Genomic DNA, 23,632 nt, shown 5'->3' with positions numbered 1-23,632 from the left:
TGTGTCATTTATGATAAAGAAAAATCTAACGGCTTTTTTATTTATCGCTTCGGTTTTTACAGCTGTTGCGCAGCAAACTTCAAAGTGTGAAGAGCAAATTGCTGCTTTTGAGCAAACTGTAAAGTCTGAAAAATATGATGATGCATTGCAACAGTTTGGAGGGCTAGTGAAAAAGTGTCCTAATGTTGATGAAAAATTATATATCCTGGCAGAAACTGCTTTGGTGTATAAAATAGAATCGGCTCAGACTAAAGAACTGAAACAGCAGTTTGCTGATAGTATTTTTGGTGTGTACCAGATGCATAATAAAAACTTCCCGAAAGCTAAAAACAGTAATAATATTAATAAGGCTTTAATACAAAATGATTACAGGTTGGCAGATGAGAAAGAAGTTTTCAAAATGCTTGATGCTGCTTTTGTATTACAACCGCATGATTATACTGATTACAGGGCTATAGAGGCTTACTATAATGTCTACTTAAAGCGTTTTGAGGCAGGCCAGGAGATTACACTTGCTGATTTTACTGAAAAGTTTGGAGCTATTTCCACTCAGGTAATGTATGCTAAAAACAGAATTGCCGACAGGCAAAATCAGTTAAAGGTTAAGGAAAAAACCGAACCGCTTACTCAGGAAGAAAAAGATTTTTTAGCCAAAGCAAATAAAAATATTGATGTACTTACTGCTGTGGGTGAAAATGTAGACAGACAGTCGTCAAAACATTTTAGCTGCAAAGGACTTGAAGAATATTACACGGCTAATTTTGAAAAGAATAAAGAAAATAGTGACTGGCTTGAGGCTCTCGTTAATGTAATGTTTTTAAACAGATGTTATGAGTCGGGAGTATTAGCAAAAGGTGCGGCGGCTTTATATAAGTTAAAGCCTTCTGCTCAATCGGCTTTTAATATGGGTACTATTGAACTTAGAAAAAACAATATTGACGGTGCTGCCGAATATTTTGATAAATCGGCACAACTTGAAACTGATGCCGATCAAAAAGCTGAAGTATATTACAAAGTAGCCGGAATATTAAGAAACTCAGATAAGGCAAGGACTAAAGAATATATTTTGAAAACAGTTAGGGCTAATCCGAAAAAAGCCCGTGCGTATATTTTACTTGCTGAGATGTACGCTTCGGTGACTAAAGAGTGTAGTATTACCGATTTTGAAAGAAAGGCGTTACTTTGGCTTGCAATCGATACTGTGAAGAAAGCTGAGGAGGCAGACGTTAAGTATAAAGGTACTGTTGCTTCCATGATTGAGAATTATGAAAAAAGACTGCCTAATCGAGATGAAGTAAAAGAAGCCGGTAAACGAAAAGGTGACGAAATTGTTTATGGTTGCTGGATTAACGAAACAGTTACTGTTCCAAAAGTGAAATAAGATGCTTTTAAAAAGTAAAGCTTTTGTTTGTATAGGTTTTTTAGCGGTAGTATTTGCTTCCTGCGAAAGTAGCCTGAAAGATGTTCAGATGATGAATGCTGTAGCTTTTTTGCCTGCAGGTCAGTCTGAAGATATAAATTTAAAGTATACCGACTCTGGTGAGCTAAAGGCTATACTTGAGAGTCCTTTAATGCTTGATTTTTCTAATCTTGATTATGGGTTTAATGAGTTTCCTAAAGGGGTTCATGTAACCATGCTGGACGAGAACGGAAATAAAACCTTCATAGAGTCAGATTACGCTATTAGTTATAATAAAACCCAACTCATAGATTTGCAGGGTAATGTGAAAATTACTTCGCACGACGGAAAAAGGCTGGAAACGCAGCAACTTTACTACGATCAGAAAAATGAATGGTTTTATACCGAGAAAAATTTTAAATTTACAGATGAGGACGGACGTTATTATGAAGGTCCGGGTATAGACTTCAATAAGGATTTCAGCATTATTAATGCACAACAGAACTCCGGAGAAGGAAATGTAGATAATATTGAATAGTTATAAAAAATGGGGATTTTTAAATTTACAGCATATCTTTATCTTGTAGTAGGTGCTTTTTTTGTGTATGATGGTGTTATGAGGATACAGGAAGGTGAGTCGCCGTATATGTCTTTTGCGATTGTTGCTGTTTGTGTTTTTATGTTTTTCTTCAGGAAGAACCAAATTAAGAAGTTTCAAAACAGGAGATAAACAGTAAACGCTTATGGAAGCGACAATTATCATAGTATGCCTATTGCTTTCCGCTTTTTTTTCGGGAATGGAGATAGCCTATGTGTCGTCAAATAAAATTTACCTGGGTGTAGAGAGAAAGCAAACTTCGTTTCTCTCCAGGATACTTACCAAGCTTACCGAAAAACCGGCGCGTTTTATTACCTCTATGTTGGTGGGTAATAGTATATGTCTTGTGATTTACGGTTACTATATGGGGGGAGTTGTAATGGGATGGCTTGCTCCAATGCGGTTTTCAATGGCTTCGGCTATATTACTTCAAATTATTATATCGGCTTTTATAATACTTCTTACGGCTGAGTTTATTCCAAAAGTTTTTTTTCAGGTATATGCCAATAAGCTTATTAAGTTTTTTGCGCTACCTGCCTATGCTTTTTACTGTTTGTTTTCGTGGGCTTCAAAATTTGTTATTCACGTATCTGATTTTATCCTCATAAAAGTATTTCGTACAAGTGGTGACAAGCAGCAGGGGTACTTTAGCAGAGGAGAGTTAGGGCATTATATTACCGAACAAATGAATGGAGTGGAAGAGCAGGAGGAGGTGGATTCTGAAATTCAGATATTTCAGAATGCACTCGAGTTTTCAGATCTGAAAGCCAGGGATATCATGACGCCGCGAACTGAAATTGTGGCGGTAGAGATAAATGATACTGTGCAGGAACTTAAGGATTTATTTGTTGATACCGGTTATTCTAAAATGATAGTATATCGTGAATCACTGGATAATATTATTGGTTACATACATTCGTTTGAGCTTTTTAAAAAACCGAAAACGGTGGGGCAAATGATGATCGCTGCCGAATATGTTCCGGGAACTATTTATATAAAAGAGCTTTTAAATATACTTACCAAAAAAAGAAAAAGTTTGGCAGTGGTGATAGATGAATACGGAGGTACATCGGGTATAGTTACCATCGAGGATATTATTGAAGAGCTTTTTGGAGAGATAGAGGATGAGCATGATGATGAAGAGGAGTTGGTGGAAAAAGATATGGGTGAAGGAGTTTATCTTTTTTCGGCAAGGCTTGATGTAGAGTATGTTAATGAAGAGTATGGGTTGGAAATACCCGAAAGTGATTCATATTCTACATTGGGAGGTTTTGTGGTTTATAATACTAAAGAGATTCCAAAAGCCGGAGAGCGTGTAAAGTTTGATGATTTCGAAATTCTTATTGAAATGGCGTCAAATAAGAAGATAGAGCTTATTAAATTTGTTCCGTTACAGCAGAAATAAAAAAATTAACATTTTAATCTGAAAATATAACTTAACATCTTTTATTATTAAATAGATAATTGTATTTTCGCCCACTGAAATAAAATTTAACAACATTAAAAATGGCAGTTTTATCAAAAATTAGGGAGCGTTCGCTTATACTGATACTTGTTATTGGCTTTTGTCTTTTCGCTTTTGTGATAGGTGATGTTATCAAAAGCGGCGGGTTTGGAGTTACCAGAAACGTAGGTAGTGTTAATGGTACCGATATACCTGTACAGGAATTTTTAGAGAAAGTAAATGAACTGGAAAGCAGACAGCCGGGGATATCTCCAACTCAGGCATCTAATTCAGTTTGGAGTCAGGAAGTAGACAGAGTCCTTTTTGGTGAAAGATTTGAACAGGCTGGTTTAAGAGTAGGGAAAGATCATGTTATTAGCATGTATGCCCAAAATCCTCAAATTGCTCAAAATCCTCAGTTTCTTAATGCTGCAGGGCAATTTGACAAAGCTAAATTCAATGAGTTTCTTGTGAATATGAAAACCACAAATCCTGAAATGTGGAACTCTATGGAAAGAAACACGCCTGCTGTAGAGGCTTCTGCCATGAGGCAAATATATACTGCAATGGTTAAGTCGGGTTATGTAGCAACAAACAATGATGCTAAAGCCAGATATGAGGCAGAAAACAACAAAGTTACTTTTGATTATGTATATGTTCCTTTTTCAAGTATCAATGATGATGAGATTACAGTCTCAGATGATGAAATCATTGCTTACATGAAAAAGAACGAGAAAAAATATAAATCTCAGCCTACACGTTCAATTGAGTACGTTAAAATAGAAGATAAAGCTTCTGCTGAAGATGAGCTTGAGATAAGAGACAGAATTAACTCTCTTCTTAAATCAAGAGTTGAATACAGAGATGGTAAAAACGATACTCTTCCTGGCTTTAAAGATATGAAGTTAGAAGATGTGCCTGCTTTTGTTACATCAAATTCAGATATCAAATATGATTCTACTTATGTAGTTAAAAAGAATCTTCCGAAAGATCATGCTGATGATATTTTTGATTTAGCTAAGGGAGATGTTTTTGGTCCTTATGTAGAGAACGGTTATTATAAAGTAACCAGAATGCTTGATAAAAAAGAAGGTGGTAGTGTTAAAGCAAGCCATATTCTTATTGCCTACAAAGGTGCTATGAGAGCTGCTCCAACTGTTGAACTTACTAAGGAGGAAGCAAAAGCAAAAGCTGATGACTTACTAAAACAAATTAAAGCTGACTCATCTAAATTTGGAGTGCTGGCTGCTCAAAACAGTGATGATCCTGGGTCTAAAAATAACGGTGGTACTTATGATAATGTTACTCCGGGGCAAATGGTTCCTGCTTTTGATGAATTTATTTTTAATAATCCTGTAGGGAAAACCGGTGTTGTTGAAACTGATTTTGGTTACCACGTAATTAAAGTTGATGATAAGTATGAGGCTGTAAGAGTTGCTACTCTTGCTTTAGAAATTCGTCCAAGTGATAAAACAGGAGATGATACTTATGCTAAGGCTTCTCAGTTTGAGCTTGATGCTGCACAAAAACCATTTGAAGAAGTTGCTAAGGCTGCTAACGTTAATGTTGTTAATGTAGCTAAATTACTTCCAAGTGATGAAGCAATACAGGGATTAGGAGCGCAAAGAGGAGTTGTTCTTTGGGCTTTCTCTAAAGATTCTGAAGTTGGTGATGTTAAGAGATTTGATATTTCAGACGGATATGTTATTGCAAGAATTAAAGATGTAAACGAGTCTGGGTTGATGCCTGTTGAAGAAGCTAGGCTTGCTGTAGCTCCAACAATCAGAAATGAGAAAAAGGCTGAGCAGATAAAAACTAAAATGACTGGAGATACTCTTGATGCTGTTTCACAGGCGTCGGGAGCTAAGGTTACTACAGCAGAAAATGTAACATTAGGTTCTGCTATGGTTCCAACAGTAGGTGTTGAGCCAAAAGTAGTAGGTTCTGCTTTTGCTCTTGAGGCTGGTAAAACATCTGGTCTTATTGTAGGTAAGTCAGGTGTATTTAAAATAGCTACAAAAACTGTAGAGAAAGCTGCTGAGCTTCCTAACTATAACTCTTATTTAGCTAGAGTTGAAAAGCAGGAGAAAACTGCTGCTGCATCAAGAATAAGTCCTGCTCTTAAAGAGAATGCTGATATTGAAGATAACAGAGTGAAAATGTAATTTCACAAACATATATAAATAAAAAATCCCGTCTAATAGGCGGGATTTTTTATTTGTAAAATGTAGTAAAAGCTTTTATTCAGGGCTGTAAATGCCATTAAATAGTATAACTCTCCATTGGTCTGGGTCTTCATAAGTTTCGCTTTTTCCTTTCCAGTAGGGATTTTCGGGCTCTACAGGTATTATTCCGAGTTTTTGAATTTGTTCATTTGCTTTTTTGTATTCTTCTGGGGTATCGTAGTATAAAACTATTAAATTCTCTTTTGTAGGGTTAGGTAATGGTTCTTTATTAATGTGTTGTGTAAACTCTAAATGATAAGTTTTATCGGGCATACCCATCATAACTCCGTCATACCCTGCATGACCTTTAAATTCACCTAATATATTTAGCCCTAAGCCCTCGTGGTAAAACCTTACAATTTGAGCAAGGTTGTTTGTTGGTCTTGCAATTCTAAACTGTACAGCTTTCATTTCTTTTTGATTTTTAGTTGACTCTGAATTTGTTTAATTGTTGCACGATGTAATAAAAATCATCGCAATAGCGGTAGCTATAATGCTTAATGTTTTCTGTTTCATAAAATTGATTTAAATGTTATGAAGCAAAATTCAGAACAAAAGCATTGTTAGTCAATTGCAGGAATTCGGTTTGTGTTGTCAGTTTTCCTGTTTGTTGCGGTAATTGTCAGGAGATATACTTTTTATTCCTTTAAAAAAGCGTGAGAAGGCTGATGTTGATGTAAAACCTAATTTATTAGAAATTGATTTTATGGTTAGCTGAGAGTATTTTAATAAAAACTCGGCTTCCAGAATAATTCGGTTTTGAATTAAACTAAGTGCAGATACGCCTGTTTGGTTTTTAATACACTCACTAATGTACTTAGAGGATAAGTTCATTATATCGGCATATTCCTTTACAGTTTTGAGTTTGTCAAAATTGCTGTCTACTAATTTCCTGAACTCATACATAACCTGATATTGACGGTTAATTAGTTTATCAGAATTTAACAGGCATATCTCGCAGGTTCTGTTATAATCATAAAGTATTTGTAATACGTACAAACGGGAAACTTCAACGCAAAATGGTGATTGATTTTCGTTTTCGTATTTTATCTTTTCAAACTTATATAATGTGTCGTTAAAGTTGTTTGCTTCCAGGTCGAAGATTGGCGGGTAATCAGGGTTTATGAGTAGTAGCTCTTCCATGATGTCACTTTTTACAAAGCCTTTTTTTACAAAATCAGATTTGAAGAGTAAAAAATGAGCATTAAAATCTTCTGAGAAATGCTTTATGGAAAAAACCGTATGCGGTGGAATAATAGAAATTGCAGATGATTGTATGGCAAAATCATGATGCCCGACAGATGTGTCACACTTACCTTTGTTGCATAAAATAACCAAATGGAAATTTAGCTTTAAAGCGTCAATAGATTTTGGGTATTGGTTAGTGTGTAGTACGGTACAACTGGTGTCTTCGGTACTATTAGGCAGATGATTAAAAAGCCTTTTTATGAAATCTTTTATTTCTAAAGATTCTGAGGTCATTGTTTATAATATCATGTCTTTGTAAGGTATAACCACAGGATAGCCTTTCTGCTTAAAATAACTGGCTGTGTCGCTATTTTTAGATACTGCTAATACAAAGTCGCCTCCCCATGCTCCAAGACTCTTCACACTCCCTGTATAGTCAGGGAATAATTGTTCTTTAACAGGAGGTGTTTCCAGTACGTCACTCATTATGGCTGTATGTTTGTCCAGTAGTTCCATAAATCGCTCAATGTTGTTTGTGTTTAGTAGTTCCTGTGTAATGCTGTTTATTTGGTTAACTGTGGTGGCTATATTGCTTTTCTTTTCGTTGTAAGCTGCGATAGCACTACGGCTGTTTTGTTTTTGATTCAGGTAAACAAAATAAATATTGTTAGAGAATTCAGGGTTAAAATTTACGCTCTTTACAGTTGGTGTCGGGCTGCCTATATTGTAGATGATAGGGGTGTTATTTTGGGCACAGGCAATATCATATCCGCTACCGCCAAAACTATTTTTTAATAAAATAAAAGCATCAATGGTAAACCATTGTGCAATGTTGTTTATAAGTGTAGATGACGTTCCCAGTCCCCAGTGCTTTGGAAAAGTTAATTCTGCAACTACATTAAATCCTTTTGAATCCGATAGTGTTTTCGGATTCATACTGTTTGCAGTATGCAGTATTTTTACCAGTGTTTGAGTAACAGGATTAATACTTTCTGTTTTACCTGCTTTTATATCGCTGAAGGATAAAGTATCTTCAAACCATATACTTTTGTCAGCATCAAAACTTGTCCATTTAACCAGTTGGGTTTCTGCTTCATTCACATAGAGATACTGACCGTATTTGGTAGGCAGTGCAAAAGCATCTGCACCATCAAGTACGGTGTATTCTCCTGTTATTAAAAGTTTTCCGTTACTATAAAATGTCTGTTTCAATGTTGCTTGCTGTTGCTTTACGTAACTCTTTTATAAAGTCTACCACTGCGGCATGAGTCACGGTGTTCTGTTCAAAATGTTTAACAGTTTGTAATTTTTCACTTTCGTTAGCTTCCAGTTGATTTAGTATGTTCATCAGGTGCATTTTCATATGACCTTGCTGAATTCCTGTAGTAGTAAGCGATCGAAGCGCAGCAAAGTTTTGTGCCAGTCCGGCAGCAGCTACAATTTGCATCAGTTCTTTAGCTGTTGGGTTGCCTAGCATCTCCAGTGAAAACTTAACCAACGGGTGTAGTGTTGTAAGTCCGCCTACAGTTCCTAAAGCTAAAGGTACATCCATCCAAAAAGTGAAAATGCCATTTTCTATTTTAGCGTGTGATAGGCTACTGTATGTGCCGTTTTTTGATGCGTAAGCATGAACTCCGGCTTCAACAGCTCTAAAGTCATTACCGGTTGCTACAACTACAGCGTCAATACCGTTCATTACCCCTTTGTTGTGGGTAACGGCTCTAAAGGGCTCTACTTCGGCTATTTTAACGGCTGTAATAAATTTTTCGGCAAATTCCTGTGGGTCTATATTGTTTCCTTCGTTTAAATCGGCTACCGGACACGAAACCTCTGCTCTTACAACGCAGTTAGGAACATAGTTGGAAAGTATACTCATTACCGTTTCAATATGTTTTTCCTCTTCAGTAAAATCGGTATACTGTAATGCTTCGGTTTTTAGTGTTTTAGAAAACTGCTCCAGGCAGGAGTTTATAAAGTTAGCTCCCATACTGTCTTTAGTCTCAAAAGTAGCATGAAGCTGGTAGTAGTTGTCTAACGATTCGGTTTTGTCTCTTAGTTCTATATCTGTAATACCTCCGCCACGCTTTTGCATGTTTTTGGTAATACTTTCTGTTTCGGTAAAAAACTTTGGTTTTATTGTGTTGAAAAAGGCTGTTAACTTTTGTTTGTCCCCTTTGTATATAAAGTGAACCTGACCTATTTTTTCGGTACCCAGTATCATGGTTTTAAAACCACCGCGCTGTGCCCAAAATTTTGCGGCCTTTGATGCTGCTGCTACTACCGAACTTTCTTCAATAGCCATTGGTATGGTATATTCCCTTCCGTTGATATTGAAGTTTGGGCAAACCCCTAACGGAAGATAGAAATTGGTAATGGTGTTCTCTATAAACTCGTCGTGTAGTTTTTGCAGGTTTTCGTCATTGTTCCAGTATTTTTTTAATAGTGAAACTGCCACCGCCGGATTGGTAAAATATTCATTTGCAATCCAGTTAATTTTTTCTTGTTTAGTCAGTTTTGAAAAACCAGCTATAGCCTTGCTCATTTTCAGTGTCTTAAAGTAATTACAGGTTGCAAAGATACGTTTTAACATGTGTAAATACTAAAAAAGTATAGGTGCGATATTGTTAGTGAATATGCGGTAAAATTTCATTTAACAAAAAAAAGCAGGGTTATCTCATAAAATTTTACTAAAATTGGAAGTTTTTTACCAAGTATGAAATGAAAAATATCAAAAACTCACTTTACTTATTTTTACTGTTAAGCCTGCCGGTTCTCGGTCAGCAAAAAATAACCCTCGAAGAGATTTGGGGCGGAGCATTCAGAACTCAGGGAATGTATTCGCTGGAAGCCATGAAAAACACTAACCAATATACTGTGTTAAACGGTGGTTGGGGTAGCGGGCAAATCGATTTGTATGATTTTGCTACACTGGAAAAAGTCACTACTATTATCAGCTCAAAAGATTTTAGTGAGCTTGATGGTATAGATAGTTATACTTTTAGTCCGGATGAGAAAAAAGTGCTGATAGCAGTTAATTCAGAACAAATTTTCAGGCATTCTTTTGTGGCTGATTACTTTATTTATGACATTGCTTCCAAAAAGCTGGTAAGACTTAGTGATGATAAAGTTCAGGAGCCTACCTTCTCTGCCGATAATTCTAAAATAGCCTATGGCTACAATAACAACCTGTATGTTTATGACATGGCTACAGGTGCTACAAAACAAATTACTACAGACGGAGTTAAAAACGCTGTGATAAACGGTATTACCGACTGGGTTTATGAAGAGGAGTTTGCTTTTGTAAGAGCTTATGACTGGAATGCTGCCGGAGATAAAATTGCTTACATCCGTTTTGATGAAAGCGAAGTACCGGAATTCTCGATGGATATTTACCAGGGCGGACTTTACCCTCAGCAATATTCATTTAAATATCCTAAAGCTGGGGAGAACAACTCTAAAGTGTCTCTTCATATTTATGATGTAAAAAATAATACTACACAAAAAATAGCTTTTACTAATATCGATGCTTACTATATTCCAAGAATTAAATGGACTAATGATGAGCAAACGTTAAGCGTTCAGTTAATCAACAGGCATCAAAATGACCTTAACCTTGTTTTTGTAAACGGAAATTCGGGTAAGGTTACATCAGTGCTTCATGAAACAGATAAGGCTTATGTTGATATTACTGATAATCTAACTTTCCTTAACGATAACAGTTTTATATGGACCAGTGAGAAAGACGGATTCAATCATATTTACCACTACGATAAATCGGGTAAGCTTATCCGTCAGGTAACAAAAGGTGATTGGGAAGTAACGGCTTATTATGGTTTTGATAAAAAAACAGGAAATATTTTTTACCAGTCGGTAGAAAATGGTTCCATTAACCGTGATGTGTACCGAATTGCCTTAACAGGTAAAAACAAAACAAGACTTACGCAAAAAACAGGGACTAACAATGCTACATTCAGTCCTAACTTCGAATACTTTATTAATAGTTTTTCAAGCGCTCAGGAACCAACTTCTTATGCTTTATTGAATGCTAAGAATGGTAAAGAGGTAAAAGAAATAGCTAATAATAAAGCTCTTAAGGACAGATTAGCAAATTATAATCTTCCAACAAAAGAGTTTACTACCATTAAAACAGATAAAGGGCATGAGCTTAATGCCTGGATAATTAAACCGGCAAACTTTGATTCTTCAAAAAAATATCCGCTGTTTATGTATCAATATAGTGGTCCCGGTTCTCAGGAAGTGGCTAACAAATGGAACAGTTATAATGACTATTGGTTCTTAATGCTGGCACAACGGGGTTATATTGTGGCTTGTGTTGATGGTAGGGGTACAGGCTTTAAAGGTGCCGACTTTAAAAAGGTAACTTATAAGGAACTTGGAAAGTATGAAGTGGAAGACCAAATTGATGCTGCAAAAGTACTAGGTCGCTATGATTATGTAGATGCGTCAAGAATAGGTATATTTGGCTGGAGTTTTGGAGGCTTCATGTCTTCAAACTGTATTTTGAAAGGAAATGATGTGTTTAAAATGGCAATAGCTGTTGCCCCGGTAACAAACTGGCGTCTTTATGATTCGGTATATACCGAAAGATATATGCAAACACCACAGGAAAACGCATCTGGGTATGATGAAAATTCTCCAATAAGTCATGTAGGCAAACTGGAAGGTTCTTACCTGCTTATTCATGGTACTGCCGATGATAATGTGCATGTGCAAAACACTATGCTTATGGTAGAGGCTTTGGTTCAGGCTAACAAGCAGTTTGACTGGGCTATCTATCCAGATAAGAATCATGGTATTTATGGAGGCGCAACACGCCTTCAGTTATTTACAAAAATGACCAACTTTATTAAAGAGAAACTATAATGAGTACTATTACTAAAACAGCAACTCTGGAAGAGATTCAGGGTTTTGAAGGGAAATATCCAAAACAATTATGGGGCTTATTTTTCTCTGAGATGTGGGAGCGTTTTTGCTTCTATGGGATGAGAGGGGTTTTAACCTACTTTATGATTACTCACCTTATACTGGAAAATGGTGAGCACATGCAGGAAAGTCAGGCTAACTTACAGTATGGGGCAACACAGGCCTTTGTTTATGCCTTTACTTTTATAGGAGGTTTGTTTGCTGATAAAATTTTAGGTTTCCGTAAATCACTTTTCTGGGGTGGTATTTTAATGATTATAGGTAGCCTTATTTTGGCATTTGACCCGTTTCCTGAAAAGAATTTCTTTTTAGGTATTAGTTTCACGGTAATCGGTACCGGTTTCTTTAAACCAAATATCTCTACCATGGTAGGGTCGCTTTATAAAAAAGGTGATCCAAGGAGAGATGCAGGTTTCTCATTATTTTATTCAGGTATTAATATTGGTGCTCTTTTAGGTGGGTATGCATGTATCGCAATAGGTAAGGGACAGTTATTTACCAGTTTTATCCCTGCCGATAAAACCTGGAATGTTGCTTTCGGTCTTGCAGGTGTTGTAATGACTATTAGTTTAGTGACATTTATTTTTACTCAAAAAACACTAGGTCCTATTGGTCTTTCTCCTTTAAGAAAGAATAATGATACGATTGAAGAAATTCCTGAAATTGATGGGGTTGGTACAGTGCAGCCAGAAGCTACTACAGTAAAAACTAAAGTTAAATCAGGTAAAGCTTGGTATGAGTATGTAGTATACCTAGGTACACTTGCTCTTATTCCTGTTATTATGACTATGGTTGCCAAGACTGAGTATACCGACTGGTTTATGTATATAATAGGGCCATGTACATTAATATATCTTATTTACGAAATGACAAAACACTCTTGGGAAGAGAGTAAAAAGCTTATAGCAGCACTTGTATTCATTTTGTTCTCTATTGTCTTTTGGGCATTTTTTGAGCAGAGTGGAGGTTCGTTAAGTATTTTTGCAGCTAAAAATCTTAACAATGAAGTGTTGGGCGTATTTACGCTTGATCCAAACGGGGTAAATAATGCAGCCAACTCAATATTTGTAATAGTATTTGCGCCAATAGTAGGTCTTGTATGGATTGCTATGGCGAAAAAGAAAATAGAACCTAATACTGTTATTAAGTTTGGTTTAGGTTTCCTGTTCCTTGCAGGTGGTTTTTATACGTTTTATACTACAAGATTCTTTGAAGTAGTTGCAGGGTCAGGAATTGCAAGCTTAGATGTTTTTGTTTTAGCTTATTTTGTAATTACCTTTGGCGAGCTTTGTTTGTCACCTATTGGTTTATCTATCATGACAAAACTGTCTCCGCAAAGGCTACAGGGTGTAATGATGGGTATGTGGTTCCTGGCAAGTGCATATGGTCAGTATGTGGCAGGTATTCTTGGGGCTGGTCTTTCTCAGGCAGGTGAAGGAGATTCTCTGCAGCAAAAGCTGGTAACTTACACTGATGGTTATTTACAGTTAGCAATTTATGCAGCAATAGCAGGTGTGGTATTAATCGTAATATCACCAATTGTGAGAAAGCTAATGCAGGATGTAAAATAGAATTTATTTAGGAATTAATATATTTAATATGTCTACGACAACAACGAATGATTTTTTTAAATCGAAAGTATTAGGACATCCGGCAGGGTTGTTTGTTTTGTTCTTTACTGAGATGTGGGAGCGTTTTTCCTTTTACGGAATGCGTGTGCTTCTTATTAACTTCTTAACATTTTCTATTATAGGGGATAACCCAGGGTGGGGATGGTCTGCCGAAAATGCGGCTGCTTTATACGGTACATATGCAATGCTGCTTTATATAACTCCTATTTTTGGAGGTATATTAGCTGATAGGTATATAGGTTATCGACGGGCTGTTGTAATAGGTTCTATAATAATGACATTGGGTCACGCTTCAATGGCTATTGAAACACCTCTGTTTTTATATATAGGTTTGGGACTATTGGTAATAGGTACCGGATTCTTTAAACCTAATATGACCTCAATTCTTTCAGAAATGTATAAAGGTCATTCAGATAAAAAGGATGGAGCATATACTATTTTCTATATGGGGGTTAATGCAGGGGCCTTTTTTGGAATGATGCTGTGTGGTTACCTTGCTGAAAATGTTGGATGGAGCTGGGGCTTTGGTTTAGCAGGTGTCTTTATGTTTTTTGGTACACTTCAGTTTTGGTTGGCAAAACCACTTTTTGGTACAGTTGGAGAAGTGCCTTCAAAAGCAGATCGTATTGCTGCTGAAGAGGCTGCAAAAACATCTCTTAATGCTGAGGATAAAAGAAATCCTTTTACGCTTGTCGATAAATTATTGATATTGGTTACAATTGTAATAGGTTTATTATATGCTTTTAATGACCCGTTGTCTAAAATTGGGAATATAAACCTCTTCCCTTTTAAAGCCGGCAGTGTTGATGGTCAAAATGTAATGGTGTTAATCGCGCTTATTCTATTCCTTGTGTTGGTAATTACAAGAATTGCGAGATATACTACAGTTGTTAGGGATAGAATGATTGCTGTTGTTGTTTTTGCATTTTTTACGGTATTTTTCTGGATGTCGTTTGAACAGGGAGCTTCTTCACTTGTAATATTTGCCAGAGATAATGTTGATAGGACTCTTGAAGGAGGTTCGCTTATGACATTTAATATTGTAAATACGATATTAACTATTGTTCCTTTACTAATAGTTAGCTGGGTACTTATTTTATTAGCAAAACAAACATGGAATAGGATACCTGGTTCTAACATTGTACTTGCAGTTTGTTTTATTGGTGTATGGGGTGTAGTTGTGTGGATGCTTTACCAGTACTTTACAGCTGATAAGTCAGAAATAACAGTATCATGGTTTAGTATATTAAACTCTTTCTTTATCATAACATTTGCATCGTCAATCTCTAAAATATGGGATAGTAAGTATAATCCAAGTGCAGCAGTTAAGTATGGACTTGGTTTAATTGTAATGGCAATAGGTTTTGGTTTACTTGCTTTCGGTGCTTATGGCGTTACAGAAGGTATTAAAGTAAGTATGATATGGTTAGTATTGGCTTATTTGTTCCATACATTGGGTGAGTTATGTTTATCGCCTGTAGGACTTTCTTATGTGAGTAAGTTGGTGCCGGCAAGAATGATTGCTTTTATGTTTGGTATGTGGTACCTGGCAATTGCTATAGGTAACAAGTTGGCGGCTATCTTAGGTGGGCAGATTGAGAATATTACTAAAGAGTACTCTCTTTCTACGTTCTTCCTTATATTTACTATTGTTCCTACAATAGCAGGTTTAATTGTTATGTCGCTAAACCCAATACTTAAAAAACTGATGCACGGGGTTAAATAATTTCGGCACTGTTTTTGAAATCCAATCGGAAAATAAATACTTATGAAAAAAATACTTTTAATACTGTTTGTAGCTTTAGGTACTATGGCTACACAGGCTCAGGAAATAAAATGGATGTCTATGGACGAGGCACTGACGGCTCAGAAAAAAGAAGCCAAGCCTATTTTTATGGATGTGTATACTGATTGGTGCGGTCCATGTAAAATACTGGATAAACACACTTTTCATGACCCTGCGGTAGTAGAGTATATAAGTAAAAATTATTATGCAGTTAAGTTTAATGCTGAAGGTAACTTTGACGTAAACTATAAGGGTAAAAAATATACTAACCCTAATTTTGTAGAAGGACGTAAAGGAAGAAATTCTGTTCATCAGTTTGCAAGGGAATTAAGTATTCGTTCTTATCCTACTATGATGGTTTTTGATAAAAAAGGGCAGATTATAAATACCATTGTTGGTTTACAAACTCCCGATCAGTTACTAACTGCTTTAAAAGAAGAATAATTAACTCCGGTTATTGCCGGATAATATATAGCTCATGAAAAAAATACTGTTAACGCTTTTTATTGTACTGGGTTCAATTACCATACAGGCTCAGGAGCTTGAATGGCATACCGATATGAATAAAGCGATGGAGCTTTCGCAAAAAAACAAGAAACCTTTATTGTTGTTTTTTACCGGAAGTGACTGGTGCGGCTGGTGTATGCGTTTGCAAAAAGAAGTGCTGAAAACAGATGAATTTGCAAAATGGGCTAATGATAATGTTATCCTTGTGGAGCTTGACTTTCCTAAAAGAACAGCTCAGTCTGCCGAACTGAAGCAACAAAATGCTTCACTGGCAAGATCGTTTGCTGTGCAGGGATATCCTACCGTATGGTTTGTAGATGTGCAAAAGGGTGAAGATAAAAAACCTGTACTGAAACAGCTTGGTAAAACAGGCTATGTTAGAGGCGGAGCTTCTGCCTGGCTTGAAGGTGCTAATGCAATATTAGACCACGGTAAAACACAAAAAAAATAAAATTAAAGATATTATCCCTTTTCCCGTTTTGGTGAAAAGGGATTTTTTTAGTGATTAATTATTTATTCAAGTTTATAATATCCTTTTTCTGCAGTAGCATGGAAAAGGATATTTTGTTTATGGCAGGTAGCTTTCCAGTGTTGTATTAAATTCCTGTAATTAGTGCCGTCAGCAATAATTACTTTCGGCTTCATTTCAATAATTATTTTTTCAAGATTTACTTTAGGAGAGTGACTTAATAGTATTATATCCGGTTTTAGGTCTTCGGGATAAATGGTGTTGGGTTCTAAAACGGCTATTTTTTGCCCTTTAAACCATAATAATGTGTTGAGTTGGGTAAGTGTGGGTTTGGGATTAAAAGCGGCTGTGAGGTAGGGTTTAATTGTTTTTATAGGATATGCTGTAGTATCGTTGCAGAGAATGGTTAATCTGTTGCAGTCTTTTATACTGACAACCGATTCATTATAGTTGTTAAATACAATCAGTTCGCTTTTGTTATTCATGTAGGTTTTATAACCCAAATAGCTAATTTGAAAGAGTGAAAAGCAACTTAATACAACTATTGTGGTTTTAAAAGTTGGCTTTCTTAACCATATGCCAAATACAGTGATTACTAATGTCAGGGTAATTGAAAATAACAAAGGAAATGTAATGTCTTTAATATTAAAACTCTCAAACCCGGCAATCCATTCGGTATAATGATTAAGGATTTGTATAAGCCATTTTAAGATTGTTCCTGTTGCATGTGCTAAGTATGTGCTAATAAAGTTGACTAGTAATGTCAGTATTCCAAAGGTTAATAATAATCCGGTTAGCGGAACAACAATAATATTGGTAATGACAGATAGTAATGGGATTTGTTTAAAATAATAAAGGCATAGCGGGAGGGTGCTTACTTGTGCTATGACCGATATAATGGCTATATCGGTAAAATAGTTTATAACTCTGTATTTGGAAAGCCTTATGTTTTTGTAAACAGGTCTTAGAGCAATAATGGCTATAACTGCTGTATAACTTAACTGAAAACCTACATCAAAAAGCTGTTTGGGGCTGAACAGGAGTATAAGTAGCATAGATATGGCGACCGAATTCATCATGCTGCTGTTTCGGTTTAGGTATTGACCAATACTTATAAAACTAAACATGATGACAGCCCTGACTACCGATGGTGATAAACCCGAAAGTATGGCGAACCCCAAAAGTAATAGTAGTAATAATATCAACTTTATTGTTTTACCTCTTTTTGATAATCGGTCTAACGGTTTTAGTAACAGGTTGAGCAGTAAAAATAGGATTGCAATATGTAGTCCTGATATAGCCAGTATATGTATGGCTCCTGCCGAAGCAAACATCTCTGTTGTTTCTGTGCTCAGGTCCTGCCGTTGTCCCAGTAGTAAAGCCTTTAGTAGAGCAATTTCTTTTGGAGCGAAAGTGTTTTTGTTGAAACTGTCTGTTAGTTTGTTTCTTGTGTAGTCAAGATAATAATTGAAGCTCTTGGTCTCACCGGTAAGTATATAATTTTTATTCAGGTTTAATTGATGGAAAATATTCTGTTTTTCCATGTAAGCGGCATAGTCAAACTGATAAGGGTTGAGAGGTTTGTTTATGGGTTTTGGTGTTTCAGTAATAATAAGGTTGTCTCCCGGACTAAATGTTTTATTTTTTGAGCTAATTAATATTCTGCCTCTGGTTTTATAGTGATTTACTCTGCTAACTTCAAAATAATACCTTTCAGAAAATTCGGTAGGTTTTAGTCGGTGGGTTATAGTACCTTCAATAATTGCATTGTTGGTTATGTAATGAGAGTAATGTAGTTTTTGATTAGGGGCGTTGTGTATAGTGTAAGAAAGTATTCCGAGGCTAAAAGTTAACAGCCATGTACTTATTGAAAAGTACGGTTTTTGTATTAGTTGGCTTTTACTTTTCCTGTACATGAAAAGGAAAAGTAATAAGGCAACTGCCGAAAAAGATAATGCTAAACTTAAATATGGGTTTATGTAATAGCCGGCAATAATGCCTACTGCAAAAAACAGGGTTAGTAATGCTATTATCATATCTTTAGGTAAGGTGTTGCCCAAAGATAGTAAAAGTTAGTTTTGTAAAAGGGAGATGTTAGTTTAGTATTCTGTTAGCCTGAGCAAAGCTTTTTGTGTAATACTCTTCACTCATGGAAGATATGGTAACACCTAGGCTAAGTGTTGAATGTATAAACTGGACTTCGCCGTTTTCAACAGATATAACCAGTCCTACGTGATTAATGGCTTTTTTGCGGCGGTTAGTTTTAAAGAAAAGCAGGTCGCCCGGTTTTACTTCAGATATTTTAATTTCTTCGCCAACCTTTGCCTGTTCGTAAGAGCTTCTGGGTAGGGAAATATCAAAAATCTTAAAGGTTGTGAATACAAGTCCGGAACAGTCCATGCCGTCTTTTGTAGTTCCGCCTGTTCTGTAACGTACACCTTCAAAATCCATGGCATTATTTACAATCTGAATTTGAGTGTAATTATCAATGGTAAAGTCAGAAACAAAACCATAATCATTTTCGTCCAGTTTAATTTCTGTTTTAGTAACGGATACAGGCTCTGTAGCAGGTATGTTTACCGACTCATTTTTTTTGCTTCTGCGCTTTCTCTTTTTCTTTGATTTTTCTTCAGTCTCACTACTTTGGCTTCCGCTACCTCCTGATGTAATATCAAGGCTTCCGGGTACTTCACTGTAAGAATATAATCCTTTCTCCACAGCCTCTTCCTTAGATGTTATAATCTGTCCCGAAGCTTTCCAGGAAAGCGCCAGTAACAGGAAAACGGATATGGATACTAATTTTTTCAAAAGCGGTTATTTGGTTATTATTACAGTTGTGCTGTACACAAATATAAAAATAAAAATATGGGTTTTATTTTCCTTCGTTCAAATGCTTAATTATTCGTTGAGCTGTTTTTTGGCTTGCACCTTCACCGCCCAGTTTTTGTTCCAGTAAGTCATAGTCGGCAAGTACTTTCTTTCGGTGTTTTGGGTCTAATATTTTCTGGAGCTCTTTTTTAATGTTCTTACGGTTGCATTCACCCTGTATTAGTTCTTTAACCACTTCACGATCCATAATAAGATTAACCAGTGAAATGAATTTAAGGGTGATAATGCGTTTAGCTATCTGGTAAGATATCCAGCTGCCTTTATAGCATACCACTTCGGGTACTTTAAAGAGTGCTGTTTCCAGCGTAGCGGTGCCCGATGTTACCAAAGCAGCATGTGCTATACTTAGGAGATCGTAAGTTTTATTGCTTATAAAATGAACATTACTGTTTTTAAGAAACTGCTGGTAGAACTCATAATCCTGTGACGGAGCTCCGGCAATTACAAACTGATAGTCTGGGAAATATTTTACTACGGAAAGCATTTCGCTAAGTAGTTTCGAGATTTCCTGTTTACGACTACCCGGTAAAAGCGCAATAACGGGTTTGTCGTCTAAGTTATGTTCTTTCTTAAAACTTTCGGCATCGGTTGGTTTGCGGTTGTGTATGGCATCAATTAACGGATGTCCTACAAACTCCACGGCAAACTGATGTTTGTTTTCATAAAAGTCCTTCTCAAAAGGGAGAATGATATACATGTGGTCTACATCTCTCTTAATGGCTTTAATCCTGTTTTCTTTCCAGGCCCATATTTGTGGGGAAATGTAGTAGTGTGTTTTAATACCCAGTTCTTTTGCCCATTTGGCTATGCGCATATTAAAGCCGGGGTAGTCTATAAAAATAATTACATCGGGCTGAAAGCCCAATATGTCTTCCTTGCAAAATTTAATATTACCTAAAATAGTACGCAGGTTGGCTACAACTTCTGCAAAACCCATAAATGCCAGCTCGCGGTAATGCTTAACCAGTGTTCCGCCTGCCTGCTGCATAAGGTCACCTCCCCAAAAGCGTATGTTTGCTTCCGGATCCTGTTTGTGCAGTTCTTTCATAAGGTTGGAACCATGCAGGTCTCCCGAGGCTTCACCGGCTATAATGTAATATTTCATGCTTAGTGTTTATAGGTCAAAAGTACTTAATTTAATCAGCCTTTTTTATACAAATACTGTAATTAAAGTTAAAATAGCCGTAGCAATTATTATGCCCCATGCCATCATATCTCTTTTTAATCGCAACAGGAGGAAAAATATAAGCAGGTTAGGTATTGCGCCAATGGTAATTACTTTACCCATTACCCCCTGCGACTTAATTGCAGTGATAGTATCGTTTAGGTTACTCCCTGTAGTAGATTCCACATATTTCAGGTATAAAAATATACCTAGTGAGGCAATGGCAAAGCCAATAATTATACCTATGGCTACCTGTATATATTTACTTATTTTCATTTAATTTCCACGAATTTAATTGTTGTATGGCGTGATGTGCGGTTAGGTCAAACTGAACCGGTACTATGGAAATGTATCCCTTTTCTAAAGCCCATTCGTCAGTGTCTTCACCGTTGTCGAGATTTACAAATTTTCCGGTTAGCCAGTAATAATCACGTCCCTGGGGGTTTTGTCTTTTGTCAAACTCCTCCATCCACATGGCTTTTGCCTGTCGGCATATTTTGATGCCCTTAATTTCGTTTTCCTTTAGTTTAGGGATATTTACATTAAGAATAACGCCCTCCGGTAATCCGTTTGCAAGTACCTGTAGGGTTATTTTTTTAATAAACGATTTAGCAGGTTCAAAGTCGGCGTTCCAGTTGTAATCCAATAATGAAAAACCTATGGCAGGTATGCCTTCAATACCGGCTTCTACCGCGGCACTTAGTGTTCCTGAATATATTACGTTTATGGATGAATTGGATCCGTGGTTAATGCCCGATACACATAAGCTGGGTCTTCGGTCCAGTATTTCGTTTACGGCAAATTTCACACAGTCAACCGGGGTGCCCGAGCAACTGTATTCGCTGTCAACATCAGGATCAATGTTTATTTTGTTGACAGACAGTGTGCTGTTTATAGTTATGGCGTGACCTGTGGCAGATTGTGGACTGTCGGGTGCCACTACCACAACATCACCTATGGTTTTCATTACCGATATTAATGCTCTTATTCCGGGTGCAGAAATACCGTCGTCGTTGGTGACCAGTATTAGGGGTTTTTTCTTCATGCTTCTAGTAAAATCAAAATAAGTATTGTACTTTTACGTTAGCTAAAATAAGCATTTTTGCTTTCGTGCCCTTTATTTTTATTGATGTTAACTCATGCCGTTTGAATTTTTGGCACGCTTTTTTATACAGATTATATAATGAAAGCTATTTTGGAATTTATGAAAAGAAACTATAAAATACTGATGTTTGTTGCCGTGCTTGCGGTGGCACTACTTAGTTTTATCCCCGGGAAAAAAGAATCTGACCCAGATAAGGACAAACTTTTACTGGAACTTATAACGTTTGTTATTGAAAAAGGACATTATGATCCGGCTGCTATTAACGACGATTTCTCTAAAGGAGTGTATAAAGACTACATTGAAGGATTAGATCCTTCAAAACGTTTTTTCTTACAGTCAGATATTGATGAGTTTGCTAAGTATGAAACTCAGATAGATGATATGATCAATACTCAGGATCTTGCCTTTTTTGATCTTACTTACACTAAATTGATTCAGCGATTAAAAGAGTCTGAAGATATTTATAAAGATATATTGGATAAACCTTTTGATTACAGTATCGATGAAACTTTTGATGCTGATTATGAGCATAAACCATATGCTAAATCTAAAGATGAACTAAAGTTACGTTGGGAAAAACAACTTAAACTTTCTGTGCTTTCATCTATAACAGATAAGCAAAAGGTACAGGAAAAAAATCTTGAGACTTACAACAAGAAGTCGGCTGAAGAAAAAGAGAAAGCTGATAAGCCTGAAATGAAATCTTTTGAAGAGCTTGAAAAAGAGGCTCGCGAATCTAGCCGTAAATCATTAGACCAGTACTTTGAGTTTATTGACGATCTTACCCGTGATGAGTGGTTTAGTATATATCTTAACTCTATCGTAGAGAGGTTTGATCCGCACACATTCTACTTTGCTCCCGATGATAAGGAGAAGTTTGATACCAGTATGAGAGGTTCTATTGAAGGTATTGGTGCCAGATTGCAAAAGAAAAGTGATTATGTAGAAATATCTGAACTTATACCGGGAGGACCAGCCTGGAGAGGTAAGGAGCTTGAGCAGGGTGACCTTATTATGAAAGTAGCTCAGGGTGAAGAAGAGCCTGTTGATATTGCAGGTATGCGCCTTGACGATGTGGTTAAGAAAATTAAAGGTCCTAAAGGAACTGAGGTTCGACTTACAGTTAAAAAAGTAGATGGTAGCATTGAAGTTATCCCTATAGTAAGAGAGGTAGTAGAGATTGAAGAGACTTATGCCAAATCAAGTGTTGTAGAGAAAGATGGGAAAAAATACGGTATCATTAATCTACCTAAGTTCTATATTGATTTTGAGAATAAAGACAACCGTGATGCGGCTAAAGATGTTAAGCAGGAAGTTATCAGATTAAGAGAATATGGAGTAGACGGTATTGTTATCGATTTAAGAAATAATGGTGGAGGTTCACTTAGAACTGTTGTAGATATGACAGGTTTATTTGTGCCTGAAGGACCTGTTGTTCAGGTAAAATCATCTAACAAGAATAAAGAAGTATTAGAGGATAAAGGAACTAAAGTAGAGTGGGACGGACCGCTTGTGGTTTTAGTGAACAACTTCTCAGCTTCTGCTTCAGAGATTTTTGCAGCAGCAATTCAGGATTATAACCGTGGATTAATATTGGGTAGCAGACATACGTATGGTAAGGGTACAGTACAAAATGTAATAGATCTTAACCAGTTTGTAAGAGGAAACTCTATGGGCGATCTTGGTGCACTTAAAACTACTACGCAGAAGTTTTACAGAATTAACGGTGGTTCTACCCAAAGAGAAGGTGTTTACAGTGATATTGTAATGCCGGACAGATATGCTTACCTGCAAATGGGTGAGCGTGATAGCGAAACGGCTATGCCTTGGGATAAAATAGATGCAGCTTCATTTAAGCCCTTTAAAAGTAACTATGATTTAGTTATTGCTAAAAGTAACGACAGGATTTCTAAAAATGACCAGTTTAAGCTTATTGATGAAAATGCAAAATGGATTGACGCTAAAAAAGACGACAATCAGTTTGACCTGAATATTGATAAGTTTAAGGCTGAGCTTAAAAAGACGGAAGATATTACCAAGAAGTTTAAAGCTATCTCTGATTACAAAAACGGACTTGAATTTAAACCGCTTCCATACGAACAGGCAATTTTTGATAAAGACCCTGCCTTTGCAGAGAAAAAGCAAATATGGTATGAGAGCCTGGCTAAAGATGTTTATGTTGAAGAAGCAATAAATGTACTTGGTGACATGCAGGATAAATCGGCTAAAACAGCGGTTACCCTTAATAAGAAAGAAAAACCTATTAAAACAAGATAGTTTTA

Annotated in this window: 20 protein-coding genes; 11 read left to right on the top strand and 9 right to left on the bottom strand. The window is 36.4% G+C overall.

The window, feature by feature from the left end; all coding sequences use genetic code 11:
* The first annotated feature begins 10 nt into the window (after positions 1 to 10).
* The 5 genes from GN157_RS03050 to GN157_RS03030 all read left to right on the top strand — a co-directional run bounded on the left by GN157_RS03050 (position 11) and on the right by GN157_RS03030 (position 5,606).
* Positions 11 to 1,381 carry a tetratricopeptide repeat protein gene (locus GN157_RS03050; RefSeq protein ID WP_157481655.1) on the top strand — a complete coding sequence of 457 codons (1,371 nt, stop codon included), beginning with the start codon at positions 11 to 13 and terminating at the stop codon, positions 1,379 to 1,381.
* A 1-nt stretch (position 1,382) separates the two neighbouring features.
* Positions 1,383 to 1,937: an LPS export ABC transporter periplasmic protein LptC gene (lptC, locus tag GN157_RS03045; protein ID WP_157481654.1), complete on the top strand. Its 555-nt coding sequence runs from the start codon at positions 1,383 to 1,385 to the stop codon at positions 1,935 to 1,937.
* Between the two features lie 9 nt (positions 1,938 to 1,946).
* On the top strand, positions 1,947 to 2,129 hold the full coding sequence (locus GN157_RS03040) for a hypothetical protein (RefSeq protein ID WP_157481653.1): 183 nt from the start codon (positions 1,947 to 1,949) through the stop codon (positions 2,127 to 2,129).
* Between the two features lie 13 nt (positions 2,130 to 2,142).
* A complete protein-coding gene (locus GN157_RS03035; protein ID WP_157481652.1) occupies positions 2,143 to 3,402 on the top strand; it encodes a hemolysin family protein in 1,260 nt (419 codons plus the stop codon).
* A 101-nt stretch (positions 3,403 to 3,503) separates the two neighbouring features.
* On the top strand, positions 3,504 to 5,606 hold the full coding sequence (locus GN157_RS03030) for a peptidylprolyl isomerase (protein WP_157481651.1): 2,103 nt from the start codon (positions 3,504 to 3,506) through the stop codon (positions 5,604 to 5,606).
* A 75-nt stretch (positions 5,607 to 5,681) separates the two neighbouring features.
* Here GN157_RS03030 and GN157_RS03025 read toward each other — a convergent pair whose 3' ends face one another.
* The 4 genes from GN157_RS03025 to GN157_RS03010 form a co-directional block, all read right to left on the bottom strand.
* On the bottom strand, positions 5,682 to 6,077 hold the full coding sequence (locus tag GN157_RS03025; protein WP_157481650.1) for a VOC family protein: 396 nt from the start codon (positions 6,075 to 6,077) through the stop codon (positions 5,682 to 5,684).
* A 183-nt stretch (positions 6,078 to 6,260) separates the two neighbouring features.
* A complete protein-coding gene (locus GN157_RS03020; protein WP_157481649.1) occupies positions 6,261 to 7,148 on the bottom strand; it encodes a helix-turn-helix domain-containing protein in 888 nt (295 codons plus the stop codon).
* Between the two features lie 3 nt (positions 7,149 to 7,151).
* The gene (locus GN157_RS03015) at positions 7,152 to 8,066 is read right to left on the bottom strand and encodes a GYDIA family GHMP kinase (protein ID WP_157481648.1); all 915 of its coding nucleotides are present in this window, start codon (positions 8,064 to 8,066) and stop codon (positions 7,152 to 7,154) included.
* Positions 8,047 to 9,396, bottom strand: coding sequence for a hydroxymethylglutaryl-CoA reductase, degradative (locus GN157_RS03010; RefSeq protein WP_157481647.1), 1,350 nt, complete (start codon positions 9,394 to 9,396; stop codon positions 8,047 to 8,049). The genes GN157_RS03015 and GN157_RS03010 overlap by 20 nt, the downstream gene beginning before the upstream one ends.
* A gap of 176 nt (positions 9,397 to 9,572) precedes the next feature.
* Between GN157_RS03010 and GN157_RS03005 the strand changes: the two genes are divergently transcribed.
* From GN157_RS03005 to GN157_RS02985, 5 genes are read left to right on the top strand one after another with little or no spacing between them, the layout of a single operon-like run.
* Complete coding sequence (locus GN157_RS03005; protein ID WP_157481646.1) at positions 9,573 to 11,738, top strand: S9 family peptidase; 2,166 nt, start codon at positions 9,573 to 9,575, stop codon at positions 11,736 to 11,738.
* Positions 11,738 to 13,369 (top strand): peptide MFS transporter, encoded by a 1,632-nt coding sequence (locus GN157_RS03000; protein WP_157481645.1) that lies wholly within the window; start codon positions 11,738 to 11,740, stop codon positions 13,367 to 13,369. The genes GN157_RS03005 and GN157_RS03000 overlap by 1 nt, the downstream gene beginning before the upstream one ends.
* 28 nt (positions 13,370 to 13,397) lie before the next feature.
* Complete coding sequence (locus tag GN157_RS02995; protein WP_157481644.1) at positions 13,398 to 15,155, top strand: peptide MFS transporter; 1,758 nt, start codon at positions 13,398 to 13,400, stop codon at positions 15,153 to 15,155.
* Between the two features lie 42 nt (positions 15,156 to 15,197).
* Positions 15,198 to 15,659 (top strand): thioredoxin family protein, encoded by a 462-nt coding sequence (locus tag GN157_RS02990; RefSeq protein ID WP_157481643.1) that lies wholly within the window; start codon positions 15,198 to 15,200, stop codon positions 15,657 to 15,659.
* A 34-nt stretch (positions 15,660 to 15,693) separates the two neighbouring features.
* Positions 15,694 to 16,173, top strand: coding sequence for a thioredoxin family protein (locus GN157_RS02985; RefSeq protein ID WP_157481642.1), 480 nt, complete (start codon positions 15,694 to 15,696; stop codon positions 16,171 to 16,173).
* Positions 16,174 to 16,235: 62 nt separating this feature from the next.
* Here GN157_RS02985 and GN157_RS02980 read toward each other — a convergent pair whose 3' ends face one another.
* The 5 genes from GN157_RS02980 to surE form a co-directional block, all read right to left on the bottom strand.
* Complete coding sequence (locus GN157_RS02980) at positions 16,236 to 18,251, bottom strand: ComEC/Rec2 family competence protein (protein WP_157481641.1); 2,016 nt, start codon at positions 18,249 to 18,251, stop codon at positions 16,236 to 16,238.
* Between the two features lie 34 nt (positions 18,252 to 18,285).
* Positions 18,286 to 18,999, bottom strand: coding sequence for a C40 family peptidase (locus tag GN157_RS02975; protein ID WP_157481640.1), 714 nt, complete (start codon positions 18,997 to 18,999; stop codon positions 18,286 to 18,288).
* A 64-nt stretch (positions 19,000 to 19,063) separates the two neighbouring features.
* A complete protein-coding gene (gene lpxB, locus GN157_RS02970) occupies positions 19,064 to 20,185 on the bottom strand; it encodes a lipid-A-disaccharide synthase (protein WP_157481639.1) in 1,122 nt (373 codons plus the stop codon).
* 45 nt (positions 20,186 to 20,230) lie between these two features.
* Entirely contained in the window at positions 20,231 to 20,521 is a 291-nt protein-coding gene (locus GN157_RS02965) for a hypothetical protein (protein ID WP_157481638.1), read from the bottom strand.
* Positions 20,508 to 21,290 carry a 5'/3'-nucleotidase SurE gene (surE, locus tag GN157_RS02960; protein ID WP_157481637.1) on the bottom strand — a complete coding sequence of 261 codons (783 nt, stop codon included), beginning with the start codon at positions 21,288 to 21,290 and terminating at the stop codon, positions 20,508 to 20,510. Before surE ends, GN157_RS02965 begins: the two co-directional genes overlap by 14 nt.
* A 138-nt stretch (positions 21,291 to 21,428) precedes the next feature.
* On the opposite strand from surE, the gene GN157_RS02955 reads away from it, so the two are divergent.
* A complete protein-coding gene (locus GN157_RS02955) occupies positions 21,429 to 23,627 on the top strand; it encodes a carboxy terminal-processing peptidase (protein ID WP_157481636.1) in 2,199 nt (732 codons plus the stop codon).
* Positions 23,628 to 23,632: the final 5 nt, after the last annotated feature.

Origin of the sequence: Flavobacterium rakeshii, assembly GCF_009741375.1 — a bacterium.
Classification (GTDB): Bacteria; Bacteroidota; Bacteroidia; order Flavobacteriales; family Flavobacteriaceae; genus Flavobacterium; species Flavobacterium rakeshii.
This window is presented reverse-complemented; position numbering and strand designations above follow the sequence as displayed.